The organism is Pseudomonas sp. GD03944, from assembly GCF_029839275.1.
Taxonomy (GTDB): domain Bacteria; phylum Pseudomonadota; class Gammaproteobacteria; order Pseudomonadales; family Pseudomonadaceae; genus Aquipseudomonas.
Genome location: NZ_JAOCAH010000002.1, coordinates 282,617 through 295,597, shown reverse-complemented (window position 1 = coordinate 295,597; position 12,981 = coordinate 282,617). Strand labels below are relative to the sequence as shown.

General features: G+C 66.8%; 12 protein-coding genes. 9 read left to right on the top strand and 3 right to left on the bottom strand.

Annotated features, from left to right (window positions below):
• The first annotated feature begins 105 nt into the window (after positions 1-105).
• The 9 genes from N5C28_RS05095 (at position 106) to N5C28_RS05055 (ending at position 9,899) form a co-directional block, all read left to right on the top strand.
• Positions 106-804 (top strand): response regulator transcription factor, encoded by a 699-nt coding sequence (locus N5C28_RS05095; protein ID WP_279820790.1) that lies wholly within the window; start codon positions 106-108, stop codon positions 802-804.
• Positions 801-2,135: a sensor histidine kinase gene (locus tag N5C28_RS05090; RefSeq protein ID WP_279820788.1), complete on the top strand. Its 1,335-nt coding sequence runs from the start codon at positions 801-803 to the stop codon at positions 2,133-2,135. The genes N5C28_RS05095 and N5C28_RS05090 overlap by 4 nt, the downstream gene beginning before the upstream one ends.
• A gap of 88 nt (positions 2,136-2,223) precedes the next feature.
• Positions 2,224-4,173, top strand: a complete 1,950-nt coding sequence (locus tag N5C28_RS05085; RefSeq protein ID WP_279820787.1) for a TonB-dependent receptor — start codon at positions 2,224-2,226, stop codon at positions 4,171-4,173.
• Entirely contained in the window at positions 4,173-5,288 is a 1,116-nt protein-coding gene (locus N5C28_RS05080; RefSeq protein ID WP_279820786.1) for an ABC transporter substrate-binding protein, read from the top strand. The genes N5C28_RS05085 and N5C28_RS05080 overlap by 1 nt, the downstream gene beginning before the upstream one ends.
• A complete protein-coding gene (locus N5C28_RS05075) occupies positions 5,285-6,346 on the top strand; it encodes an iron ABC transporter permease (protein WP_279820785.1) in 1,062 nt (353 codons plus the stop codon). Before N5C28_RS05080 ends, N5C28_RS05075 begins: the two co-directional genes overlap by 4 nt.
• A complete protein-coding gene (locus N5C28_RS05070; RefSeq protein WP_279820784.1) occupies positions 6,343-7,125 on the top strand; it encodes an ABC transporter ATP-binding protein in 783 nt (260 codons plus the stop codon). The genes N5C28_RS05075 and N5C28_RS05070 overlap by 4 nt, the downstream gene beginning before the upstream one ends.
• Before the next feature lie 13 nt (positions 7,126-7,138).
• Positions 7,139-7,417 carry a DUF2218 domain-containing protein gene (locus tag N5C28_RS05065; RefSeq protein ID WP_279820783.1) on the top strand — a complete coding sequence of 93 codons (279 nt, stop codon included), beginning with the start codon at positions 7,139-7,141 and terminating at the stop codon, positions 7,415-7,417.
• A 429-nt stretch (positions 7,418-7,846) separates the two neighbouring features.
• Positions 7,847-9,010, top strand: a complete 1,164-nt coding sequence (locus N5C28_RS05060) for a type III PLP-dependent enzyme (RefSeq protein ID WP_279820781.1) — start codon at positions 7,847-7,849, stop codon at positions 9,008-9,010.
• A 145-nt stretch (positions 9,011-9,155) separates the two neighbouring features.
• Positions 9,156-9,899 (top strand): LamB/YcsF family protein, encoded by a 744-nt coding sequence (locus N5C28_RS05055; RefSeq protein WP_279820779.1) that lies wholly within the window; start codon positions 9,156-9,158, stop codon positions 9,897-9,899.
• Positions 9,900-9,930: 31 nt separating this feature from the next.
• Here N5C28_RS05055 and N5C28_RS05050 read toward each other — a convergent pair whose 3' ends face one another.
• From N5C28_RS05050 to N5C28_RS05040, 3 genes are read right to left on the bottom strand one after another with little or no spacing between them, the layout of a single operon-like run.
• Positions 9,931-10,905, bottom strand: coding sequence for an ABC transporter ATP-binding protein (locus tag N5C28_RS05050; protein WP_279820778.1), 975 nt, complete (start codon positions 10,903-10,905; stop codon positions 9,931-9,933).
• Entirely contained in the window at positions 10,905-11,879 is a 975-nt protein-coding gene (locus N5C28_RS05045) for an ABC transporter ATP-binding protein (protein WP_279820777.1), read from the bottom strand. Before N5C28_RS05045 ends, N5C28_RS05050 begins: the two co-directional genes overlap by 1 nt.
• Before the next feature lie 39 nt (positions 11,880-11,918).
• On the bottom strand, positions 11,919-12,827 hold the full coding sequence (locus N5C28_RS05040) for an ABC transporter permease subunit (RefSeq protein WP_279820776.1): 909 nt from the start codon (positions 12,825-12,827) through the stop codon (positions 11,919-11,921).
• Positions 12,828-12,981 lie beyond the last annotated feature (154 nt).

Sequence of the window (12,981 nt, the reverse complement as noted above, 5' to 3'; positions counted from 1 at the left end):
GTGTTGAGCCGTCCCCGCCGTTTTTTGCCTTACGGCGTGCAGGGGCTTTGCAGTTCTCATGGTTATATATGAGAATCATTCGCCTTAACCCTCCGAGCACCCGCCATGACCGCCAGCCTCGCCCGCATCCTGATCATCGAGGACGACCGCACCCTGGCCGCCCAGCTCGGCGAGCTGCTGCGTGGCCAGGGCTATGCGACCCTCACCAGCCACCTGGGCGAGAGCGGTCTGGACATGGCCTTGAACGAGCAGCCGGACCTGTTGCTGCTCGACGTGATGCTGCCGGACGTCAACGGCTTCACGGTGTTGCGCCGCCTGCGCGAGCAGCAGCAGGTGCCGGTGATCATGCTCACCGCCTGCGGAGCCGAAGAGGAGCGCATCCGCGGCCTGCGCCACGGCGCTGACGACTACCTGCCCAAGCCGTTCAACATCACCGAGCTGCAACTGCGCATCGACGCCGTGTTGCGCCGCAGCCGCAGCCACGACCTGGCCCGCGGCAGCCAGGCCGAGCAGCTGCAGGTGGACACCCTGCACCTGGATCGCCATGCCCAGCAGGCCCGGGTCGGCGAGTGCGACCTGGCGCTGACGCCGCTGCAGTTCCGCCTGCTCTGGCTGCTGGTCAGTCACCGTGGCGAAGCCCTGAGCAAACCCTACCTCTACCGCGTGGCACTGGAGCGCGAGTACAGCACCTACGATCGCAGCCTGGACATGCACGTCAGCCGCATCCGCCGACGCCTGACCGAGGCCGGGCTGGCCACCGACCGCCTGCAGACTTTGCACGGCCGTGGGTACAGCTTCGTATGAACCGGCGCCTGTTCTGGAAGCTGTGCCTGGTCATCGCGCTGGGCAGCGTGGTGCTGTTCTGGGTGATCGCCCGGGTCGCCTGGCAGAACGAGGAGCGCATGAGCTTCATCGACACCGAGCACCAGCAGACCCTGCGCCATTACGCCCAGCAGGCCGAAGCCATGTACCGCTCCGGCGACCACGCGGCGCTCAAGCGCTGGCTGGACACCCTGCAGGAACAGGAGCAGACCTGGGCCGCGCTGGTCGAGGCCGAAGTGCGCCCGCTGGCCGGCAGCGTGCTGTCCCAGCGCTTCACCGAGAGCTTCGGCCTGGGTCGCGACCTGAGCTGGAAGATTCACCTGTACTTCCATGAAAACCCGATCATGGACATCCCCTTCAGCGACGGCAGCGCGCATTTCCTCATCCAGCTGCCGCAGCGCATGCGCCCCGGCCTGTATTGGCACTACGCCAAGCTGCTGTTGCAACTGGTGGTGCCGCTGGTGCTGCTGCTGATTCTCTGCCTGATCCTCTACCGTCACCTGATGCAGCCGCTGAGTCGCCTGGACCAGGCGACCCGGCAGTTCAGCGACGGCCGCCTGGATGTGCGGGTGCGCTCGCTGCTCGGTTCGCGCAACGACGAGCTGGCGAGCCTGGCCGACACGTTCGACGCCATGGCCGAACGCACCGGGCAATTGATCATCGACCAGCGTCAGCGCCTGGCGGACATGTCCCATGAGTTGCGCACGCCGCTGACGCGCATCGAGATGGCGGTCAGCCTGGCCGAGCAGGACGGCGGCAACCGCGGCTTGCTCGACCGCATACGCGAGGATTGCAGCGGCATGCGCCGGCTGGTCGAGGATGCCCTGACCCTGAGCTGGCTGGAAAACGAACGGCCGGAATTGCGCGACGAGAGCCTGGACCTGTCCGAGTTGCTCGACAGCATTCTCGACGACGCCCGCTTCGAGTACCCGGACCGGCAGATTGCCTGCCAGTTGCCGGACAGCGCACCGCTGCATGGCAGCAGCAGCCGGGCGCTGGGCCAGGCCATCGAGAACGTGGTGCGCAACGCCCTGGACCACACACCGGTTGGCGGCCGCGTGGACGTCGACCTAGCAGAAGAGCAGGGCCACTGGCTGCTGGCCGTTGCCGACCAGGGGCCGGGGGTGGCCGAGCAGTGGCTGGAACGCATCTTCCAGCCGTTCTTCCGCGGTGGCAGCGAGCGTGCCGGGTTCGGCCTGGGCCTGGCGCTGGCACAGCGGCAGATCTGCGCCACGGGCGGCAGCATCCGTGCGCGCAACCGCCGCGAGGGCGGGCTGATCATGGAAATGCGCCTGCCCCGTGCGGCGGTGTAACAGTTGTAAAAGTGATTCCCTGGGGCCGCGGATGTGATGAGAATTCGCAAATGCGAAACATTCACATCTTTTCTGGGGAGGAACGATCATGTCGCATTGCCCGTATCGCCTGAGTCTGCTTGGCGCTGTCACCTTTGGCGGGCTGCTCGCCGCTGCTCAGGCGCATAGCGCCCAGCCGCTGGAGCTGAACGCACAGGAAATTACCGCCGCCGCGCTGGACCGCAGCGAGAGCGTCGAAGCCGAGCAACTGGAGCGCTACCAGGCCAGCGACCTGCAGGAAGTGTTCGAGTCCAACCCCGAAGTGTCCGTGGCCGGTGGCTCCACCGCGGCGCAGAAACTGTACCTGCGCGGCCTGGAAGACACCCTGCTGAACATCACCATCGACGGTGCCAGCCAGCCAGGGCAGACCTTCCACCACACCGGGCGCATCAGCATCGAGCCGGAACTGCTCAAGCGTGCCGAAGTGCAGGCCGGTACCGGTGATGCCACCGCCGGCCCCGGTGCCCTGGGCGGTGCGGTGCGTTTCGTCACCAAGGACCCGGATGACCTGCTGCGTGAAGGGGAGCAACTCGGTGCGCTGCTCAAGACTGGTTACTTCAGCAATGGCGAAGGCTACAAGACCAGCGCCAGCGTGTTCGGGCGGTTCAGCGAGAACTGGTCGGCCCTGGCCATGACCAGCTACCAGGACCAGAACGACTACGAAGACGGCAACAACGACGACGTGCTCGGCACCGCCTCGCGGCAGAAGTTCGGCTACGCCAAGCTGGTGGGCAAGCTCAACGAGGAGCAGACCCTGCGCCTGAGCTACGAGCGCCGTCTCGACGAGGGCGAGCGCCCGCAGCGCCCGCAATGGGGCGTGACCCCGCGCAACCCGCTGTACCCGCTGCAGACCGAGCGCGAGACCTGGACGGCCAACTATGCCTGGCAGGCGCTGGACAACGACCTGCTGGACCTGGAACTGACCGCCTACCACACCACCAACGAGCTGGAGCAGGATGGGCGTTTCGGCCTGTACTTCGGTGACACCCGCAGCACCGGCTACGACCTGCGCAACACCAGCCGGATCGGCACGCACACCGTGACCTACGGCACGGACTACCGCGACGACCGCACCACCCTCGGCCCGGAAGGTGACCGCGAGCTGGACCACGAAGACGGCGAAGTCATCGGCTTCTACGTGCAGGACGCCTACCAGATCACCTCGCAACTGCTGCTCAGCGCCGGCCTGCGCTACGACCGCTACAAGCTGGACGACCGCGCCAAGCAGAGCTTCCGTGAAGACGGCGTCAGCCCCAACCTGAGCCTGCGTTACCAGCTGACGCCTGAGCTGGCGGTGTTCGCCGGCCATTCCCAGGCGCTGCGCGGGCCGCAGGTGCGCGATGCGTTCAAGCTCGACGTTGCCGGCAACGATCCGGACCTCAAGGCCGAGAAGGCGCGCACCGAGGAAGTCGGTTTCGACTACCGCGACGGCGGCCTGGAACTGTCGGCCAAGGCCTACGTGACGCGAATCAAGGACGCCATTGCCGACCCGGTCGAGCCGCCCGCGCTGTACCAGAACATCGGCGACCTGAAGACCAAGGGCCTGCTGCTGCAGACCGCCTACCACTGGCAGCAGGTCAGCCTGGGCGTGAGCTACCACCGCAACGATGCCCGTCTGGATGGCGACCGTCTCAACGTCTACGAGCACAACGGCCTGGGCACCAGCCTGGGCGACACCTGGACCACCTTCGCCGACTACCGTGTCAGCGACAGCCTGACCCTTGGCTGGCAGGGCCGCTTCGTGCGGGGCATCGACTCCCTGGACACCAGCGCCGGCGACGTTTCCAAGGCGGGTTACGGCGTGCATGACCTGTCCGCCGAGTGGCAGGCGCTGCCGGAGCAGCTGACCTTCACCCTGACCCTGAAGAACCTGCTGGACAAGCAGTACGTGGACCACGCCAGCAACGAAGACTTCCGGCATATTCCGGGGTACGAGGCGGTCTATGGTTCGTTCGAGCCGGGTCGTGAACTGCGTCTGGGTCTGGCGTGGCGGATCTGATGCACCGGGTGATTCTGGCTGTACTGCTGGGGCTGGCGTTGCCAACTCTCGCACAGGGACAGGCGCATGCGCAGGTACTGACCGACCTGGCCGGGCGTGAGGTCGAGGTGCCCGCCAAGGTCGAGCGCATCGTGCTGGGTGAAGGGCGATTGCTGCCGGTGCTGGCGGTGCTCGAACGCGAGCAGTTGCTGCAACGCCTGGTGGGCATGCCGGCGGACCTGGCGCTGATCGACCCGGGCAGTGCCCGGCAGTACCAGCAGGCGTTTCCGGCGCTGGCCCAGGTGCCGCGCATCGGCCAGGGTTCGGCCGACACCTTCAGCCTGGAACAGGTGCTGACGCTGCGTCCGGATCTGGCCATTTTCAGCCTCTCCGGGCACGGGCCGAGCAGTGCACAGGGCCGTCTGATCGAGCAGTTGCAGCGCGCCGGTGTGGCGGTGCTGTTCGTCGATTTTCGCGAGCAGCCCCTGGCCAACACGCCGCGCAGCATGACGCTGCTCGGCCGTGCGCTGGGGCGTGAAGCCCGGGCCGACGCCTTCAACGCTGCCCACGCCGCCGCGCTGGCGGCGGTGCGTGAGCGGCTGCCGCAAGCGCCGGGGCCGCAGGTGTTCCTGCACAGCCGCGCCGGCCTGGGCGACGGCTGCTGCGAGAGCATGGCACGGGGGATGTTCGCCGACCTGCTGACCGAGGCGGGGGGCGACAACATCGCCCGCGACCGTCTGCCCGGGCATGCCGGCGTGCTGAACCTGGAACTGCTGCTCAGCGAGCCGCCAGACCTGTACATCGCCAGCGCCGTCGGTTCGGCGGACAGCCTGGCGGCCGGTGCGTCCTACATCGCACTGGGTCCTGGCGTGCAGGCGGAGCCGGCGCTGGTGTCCCTGGCACGGCTGGTCGGGCGTGGTGGCTTGCAGCACCTGAAGGCGGTGCGCGAAGGGCGGGTGCATGCCATCTGGCATGGCTTCTACAACAGCCCGTTCAACGTGGTGGCGGTGCAGGTTTTCGCCAAGTGGCTGCACCCCGAGGCGTTCGCCGACGTCGATCCGCGGCATACCCTGGAAGCGTTCTACCGTGACTTCCAGCCCGTTGCGCTGGACGGCCAGTACTGGATCAGCCTGTGACCGCGCTGAGTGCGCAGCAGACGCTGCACCGCGGCTATCGGCGCACCCTGTGGTGGCGCTGGGCCTGTCTGGGCGGGTTGCTGGCGCTGGTGCTGGCCAGCTTCATCGCCGACCTGGCTACCGGCCCGGCTGGCCTGAGCTGGTGGGACGTGGCGCGGGGGCTGCTGCAGCCCCAGGCGCTGGACCCGGCGCAGGCGGTGATCATCCTCGACATCCGCGTGCCCTATGCACTGATGGCCCTGGTGGTGGGCGCCAGCCTGGGCCTGGCCGGTGCCGAGATGCAGACGGCGCTGAACAACCCGCTGGCCAGTCCCTTCACCCTGGGGGTTGGCGCGGCGGCGACCCTGGGCGCCGCGCTGGTGATTCTGCTGCGCCCGAACATCGCCGGCCTGGGCGCCGACCTGTTGCTGCCGCTGGCGGCCTTCATCTTTGCCTTCCTGTCGTGCCTGCTGCTGTTGGCGGTGGCACGAATCCTGGGATCGGCGCTGCACACGCTGGTGCTGTTCGGCATCGCCCTGTTGTTCGGCCTCAACGCCCTGGTCGGCCTGCTGCAGTTCCTCGCCGATGCCGATGCCTTGCAGCAGATCGTGTTCTGGACCCTGGGCAGCCTGGCCCGTGCCGACCTGCAACGGGTCGCTCTGGTGGCCCTGGTGCTGGCGCTGTGCATGGCCTGGTCGATGCGCCAGGCCTGGTCGCTGACCAGCCTGCGGGCCGGTGAGGAACAAGCGCGCAGCCTGGGTATTCGTGTTGGTCGCCTGCGCACGATGGTGCTGCTGCGCGTCAGCCTGCTCACTGGCGTGGCCACGGCCTTCGTCGGCGAGGTGGGGTTCATCGGCCTGGTCGGCCCGCATGTGGCACGCCTGCTGCTGGGCGAGGATCACCGCTTCTACCTGCCGGGCAGTGCCCTGGCCGGCGCCTTGCTGCTGTCGCTGGCCTCGCTGGCCAGCCGTGCCCTGTTGCCCGGTGTGATCCTGCCGGTAGGCCTGGTGACGGCGGTGGTCGGGGTGCCACTTTTCATCGGCTTGATCCTGGCCCGTGGTCGGAGCAGCGGCGTATGAGCCTGCGTGCAGAGGGCCTGAACCTGGCCTACGGCGGACGGCGAATCCTCCACGACCTGAACCTGCACCCCATTGCGGCGGGCAGCCTGGTGGCCGTGCTGGGGCCCAATGGCGTCGGCAAGTCGTCGTTGCTTCGGGCCCTGGGTGGCTTGCAGGCCTGTGCGGGGCAGGCGCACTTCGGCGATTCGCCGCTGCTCGGCGTTGCGCCGTGGAAGCAGCGCGAGCGCGTGGCCTACCTGCCGCAGCAACTGCCGCAGACCACCTCGCTGCTGGCGTACGAAAGCCTGCAGGGCGCCTGTCGTGCGCGCTGTCCTGAGCTGAGTACGGTGGCTGTGCGTGAGCGGATCGCCGAGGTGCTGGCGATGCTGGGCATCGGCGACCTGGCCCTGCGACGGCTGGACGAACTCTCGGGTGGCCAGCGCCAGTTGGTCGGTCTGGCCCAGGTCATGGTGGGCACACCGGACCTGCTGTTGCTGGACGAGCCCACCAGTGCCCTCGACCTGCATTGGCAACTGCGGGTATTGGAGGCCGTGCACCGACTGACCCGGGAGCGGGGCAGCATCGGCCTGCTGGCTTGCCATGACCTCAACCTGGCCTTGCGCTTCTGCGACCAACTGCTGTTGCTGGCCCCCGGCGGGCGCTACCGACAGGGCCCGGCCGAACAGGTGCTCGACCCTGACTGGCTGCGCCTGGCCTATGGCGTGGAGGCGCGCATCGAGCGCTGCTCCCAAGGCTTCCCCCTGGTGCTGGTGGACCGTCCACTGGCCAATCATCGCTGACAGGAGTTCCACCGTGTCACCCAGCCATTGCTACCTGCCGACGCCCCAGGCCTCGCGCCTGCTGTCCCGCCTGTGCAAGCACTTCTCGCACAAGATCACCGCCGTGTGGGACGAAACCCGGGGCGAGCTGACGTTTTCCATCGGCCACTGCCAGTTGCTGGCAGACGCCCAGGGCCTGAGCCTGACCTGCACCGCTGACAACGCCGCGGACCTGCTCGAAGTGCAGGACGTGATGCAGCGTCACCTGAAAGGCTTTCTCGCCCAGGACGACCTGGTGCTGGCCTGGACCTGACGCCGGAAACAAGCAGGGCAGAAAGGGCGTGTCGAGGACGGGCGTGCCGCTTGTCAGGCGCCTGTCATAAAACCGCGTCCGCGCCAGGTTTTGTGCAGCATTCAGGACGTTTTGTTGAGGATTAAAAACAGTTGGCGCCCGTCTGTAAAACAGCGAAAATTTTTGGTTGATATACAACCAGCATGGTCCTAAAGTTCGCGCCCGAACGTCCATGCTGGCAACGATCCATCCGGCTCAAGTACTGACGACGAGAGACCCCTCGGGTACTCGGCGACATGCCTTGGGAAGTAGGCGAACCAAAGTGGGGAAACTGATCAGGCGTTCCGGTCGGCACATCAGGTGCTGACACCCCCGACACGCAATTGAACCTGTGCCCGGTTCGATTGCCCGAATCAATGTGTTCCTGGTTTTGCCATTTGGAGTCCTAGCATGTCGATCAAGGTCGAAGACTACTACGCACCCGCTACTTTCCAGCGCATGAAGGCGTTCGCCGATCAGCACGAAACCCCGTTCGTGGTGATCGACACCAAGATCATCGCCCAGGCCTACGACGACCTGCGTGCCGGTTTCGAATTCGCCAAGGTCTATTACGCGGTCAAGGCCAACCCGGCGGTCGAAATCATCGACCTGCTCAAGGACAAGGGTTCGAGCTTCGACATCGCCTCGATCTACGAGCTGGACAAGGTCATGGGCCGCGGTGTCAGCCCGGATCGCATCAGCTACGGCAACACCATCAAGAAAGCCCGCGACGTGCGCTACTTCTACGAGAAGGGCGTGCGCCTGTTCGCCACCGACTCCGAAGCCGACCTGCGCAACATCGCCAAGGCCGCGCCGGGCTCGAAGATCTACGTGCGCATCCTCACCGAAGGCTCTACCAGCGCCGACTGGCCGCTGAGCCGCAAGTTCGGCTGCAACCCGGACATGGCCCTGGACCTGCTGATCCTGGCCAAGCAGCTGGGCCTGGTGCCGTACGGCATCTCCTTCCACGTGGGTTCGCAGCAGCGCGACATCGACGTGTGGGACGCCGCCATCGCCAAGGTCAAGGTGATCTTCGAGCGTCTCAAGGAAGAAGACGGCATCCAGCTGCAGATGATCAACATGGGCGGCGGCTTCCCGGCCAACTACATCACCCGCACCAACAGCCTGGAAACCTACGCCGAGGAAATCATCCGTTTCCTCAAGGAAGACTTCGGTGACGAGCTGCCTGAAATCATCCTGGAGCCGGGCCGTTCGCTGATCGCCAACGCCGGTATCCTGGTCAGCGAAGTAGTGCTGATCGCCCGCAAGTCGCGCACCGCCGTCGAGCGCTGGATCTACACCGACGTGGGCAAGTTCAGCGGCCTGATCGAAACCATGGACGAAGCCATCAAGTTCCCGATCTGGACCGAGCGCAAGGGCGAGATGGAAGAAGTCATCATCGCCGGCCCGACCTGCGACAGCGCCGACATCATGTACGAGAACTACAAGTACGGCCTGCCGCTGAACCTGGCCAGCGGTGACCGCCTGTACTGGCTGTCCACCGGTGCCTACACCACCAGCTACAGCGCCGTGGAATTCAACGGCTTCCCACCGCTGAAGGCCTTCTACCTGTAAGGCCTGGAGCTGACGAAAACGCCGCGATCATTCGCGGCGTTTTTGTTTGTACAGCCTGGCGCGTTGCGGAACGGGCCGAGCCGTTTGCACGTGTGATCGGCCGGCGGCGCTTTTCCTCAGGCCCGCGCCCTTCTACGCTGAAGGCATGAACAGAATCCTGCTGAATTGCGACATGGGTGAGAGCTTTGGCGCGTGGCGCATGGGCGACGATGCCCATGCCATGCCGCTGGTGGATCAGGCCAACCTGGCCTGTGGTTTCCATGCCGCGGACCCGCTGACCATGCAGCGCACCGTGGCCCTGGCGGTGGAGCACGGCGTGCGCATCGGCGCTCACCCGGCGTATCCGGACCTGGTGGGGTTCGGCCGGCGCCAGATGCAGTGTTCGGCCGAAGAAGTGACGGCGCTGGTGCTGTACCAGATCGGTGCGCTGGAAGCGTTCTGCCGAGCCGCTGGCACCCAGCTGGCCTACGTCAAACCCCATGGTGCGCTGTACAACGACCTGGTGCGTGACGATGCCTTGCTGGCGGCGGTGCTGGAGGCCTGCGCCCTGTACCGCAAGGGCCTGCCGCTGATGGTTTTGGCGCTACGCGACAACCGGCGCGAGCTGCAACTGGCCGATGAGGCCGACGTGCCGCTGATGTTCGAAGCCTTTGCCGACCGGGCCTACCAAGCCGATGGCCAGCTCGCGCCCCGGCGCTTGAGTGGGGCGCTGCACCACGATCCGCAGCGCATTCTCGACCAGGCCCTGGCGATCGCCCGGGGCGAGCCCTTCCCGGACATCGACGGCAAGCCATTGCAGCTACAGGCCGACAGCCTCTGTGTGCATGGCGACAACCCGCAGGCGCTGGCCGTGCTGCGCCGGTTGCGGGCGCAGCTGGACGCGGCCTGAGCGACGGCCGCCAAGGCAAGCCCCGGCGGTTTCAGGCGCCGATGGTCTCGGCGTTGTGGCAGGCCACCTGCCGCCCATCCAGGGGACGCAGCAGCGGCACCTCGCTCAGGCAGCGTTCGCTGGCATAGGGGCAGCGCTTGTGGAAGGCGCAGCCGGCCGGCGGGTCCAGCGGGTTGGGCAGTTCGCCGACGATCTTGATCTTCGGTTTGGCCGGATCCGGGTGGATGGTCGGGGTCGCGGACAGCAGGGCGCGGGTGTAGGGGTGCAGCGGTCGCTCGTAGATCCGCTCGCTGGGGCCCATCTCCGCCGGGCGGCCGAGGTACATCACCAGCACGTCGTCGGCCACGTGGCGCACCACCGACAGGTTGTGGGAGATGAACACGTAGCCGGTGTTGAAGGTTTTCTGCAGGTCCATGAACAGGTTCAGCACCTGGGCCTGGATCGACACGTCGAGGGCCGAGGTCGGCTCGTCCGCCACCAGCACCTTGGGTTGCAGCATCATCGCCCGGGCCAGGGCGATGCGCTGACGCTGGCCGCCGGAGAACATGTGCGGGTAGCGCTGGTAGTGCTCGGGGCGCAGGCCGACCTGCTGCATCATCGCCTGGACCTTCTCGCGCCGCTCGCTGCGCGACAGCGAGGTGTTGATCACCAGCGGCTCGGCGAGCTGGTCGCCGACCTTCTGCCGCGGATTGAGCGAGGCGTAGGGGTTCTGGAACACCATCTGCACGTCGCGGCGCAGTTGCTTGCGCTCGGCCCGGCTGGCCCCGGCGACTTCCTGCCCGGCGATCTGCAGGGAGCCGGAGCTGGGTTCTTCGATCAGGGTCAGGGCGCGGGCCAGGGTGGATTTGCCGCAACCGGATTCGCCGACCACGGCCAGGGTCTTGCCCGCGTGCAGCTCGAACGACACGCCGTTGAGTGCCTGCACGTTGGCGGCGGGTTTGAACAGGCCGCGGGACACGCTGTAGTGCCGGGTCAGTTCACGGGCGGAAAGAATGGGCGCGTCCATCAAGCCACCTCGGCGGTCAGGTTAAGGGGGTAGAAACAGCGCACTGCGCCACGCTCGTGTGGGTCCAGGGTCGGGCGCTGGTCGCGGCAGCGCTGCTGGACGTACGGGCAGCGTGGCGACAGCAGGCAGCCCTGGGGGCGGTCGTAGCGACCGGGAACGATGCCTGGCAGGGTCGCCAGGCGCCGTTCGCCCTGGCTGTGCTCGGGAATCGCCTTGAGCAGCGCCTCGGTGTAGGGGTGGGTCGGGGCGTCGAACAGCGCGGGCACGGTGCCGATTTCCACGGCCTGGCCGGCGTACATGACGCAGACGCGCTGGGCGGTTTCGGCAACCACGGCCAGGTCGTGGGTGATCAGCACCAGACCCATGCCTTGTTCGCGCTGCAGGTTCAGCAGCAGCTCCATGATCTGCGCCTGGATGGTCACGTCCAGGGCGGTGGTCGGTTCGTCGGCGATCAGCAGCTTGGGTTCGGCGGCGATCGCCATGGCAATCGCCACCCGTTGGCTCATGCCTCCGGACAGCTGGTGCGGGTAGGCGTCGAGGCGGCTGGCCGGGGCGGGGATTTCCACCCGTTCCAGCAGTTCGAGGGCGCGCTGGCGGGCGGCACGCCCCTTGAGGCCCAGGTGCTGGCGCAGCACTTCCTCGATCTGGAAGCCGACGGTGAAGCTCGGGTTGAGCGCGGTCATCGGGTCCTGGAACACCATGGACAGGTCCTTGCCGATGATGTGCCGACGCTGCCGGCCTTTGAGGCGCAGCATGTCGGTGCCGTCGAATTGCAGGCTGTCGGCGGTGACGATGCCGGGGGCGTCGATCAGCCCCATCAGGGCCATCATGGTCACCGACTTGCCGGAGCCGGACTCGCCGACGATTGCCAGCACCTCACCTTTGCCCACCGACAGGTCGAGGCCGTCCACCACGGGCACGGCGTTGGCGTCGCCGAAGCGCACGCTGAGGTTCTTGATGTCGAGCAGGCTCATGGGCGGCGCTCCACGGGGTTGATCTGCATGGTGGCCTCCTCAGACGGCATTCTTGAGTTTCGGATCGAGGGCGTCGCGCAGGCCGTCGCCCATCAGGTTGATGGCCAGCACGCTGAGCAGAATGGTCAGGCCGGGCAGGGTGACCACCCACCAGGCGCGTTCGATGTAGTCCCGCGCGGACGCCAGCATGGTGCCCCACTCCGGGGTCGGCGGTTGCACGCCGAGGCCGAGGAAGCCCAGGGCCGCAGCGTCGAGGATCGCCGAGGAAAAGCTCAGGGTCGCCTGCACGATCAGCGGCGCCATGCAGTTCGGCAGCACGGTGATGAACATCAGGCGTGGCAGTGAAGCCCCCGCCAGGCGGCCTGCGGTCACGTAGTCGCGGTTCAGCTCGCCCATCACCGCGGCGCGGGTCAGGCGCACGTAGGACGGCAGCGAGACGATGGCGATGGCGATCACCGTGTTGATCAGGCCAGGGCCGAGGATGGCGACGATGGCCACCGCCAGCAGCAACGAGGGCAGGGCCAGCATGATGTCCATCAGGCGCATGATCGACGGGCCGATCAGGCTCGGGAAGAAGCCCGCGACCAGACCCAGCAGGATGCCCGGGATCAGCGACAGCAGCACCGAGGCGAGGCCGATCATCAGTGACAGGCGCGCCCCGTGGATCAGCCGCGAAAGCAGGTCGCGGCCCAGTTCGTCGGTGCCCAGCAGGAACTGCCACTGGCCGCCCTCCAGCCAGGCGGGCGGGGTCAGCAGGAAGTCGCGGTACTGCTCGCTCGGGTCGTGCGGCGCCACCCAGGGCGCGAACAGCGCGCAGAACACGATGATCAGGATGAGCACCAGGCCGGCCACGGCGCCCTTGTTGTGGGAAAACGCCTGCCAGAATTCCTTCAGCGGCGAGGGGTAGAGCAGGCTCTGGTCGAGGGGCGTTGCTGGGGTCGAGGTCATGGACGCACCTCACGAATATGTGATGTTGGGGTAACCCCGGTCGAGCGAGGCGACACCCGGGAGAAGGTTTCCCGGGTATCGCGGCGCTCAACCCAGGTTACGCATTGCGGTTTATTCAGGGGGGACGGCTGAAGCGTCGTCCACCCTATGACAT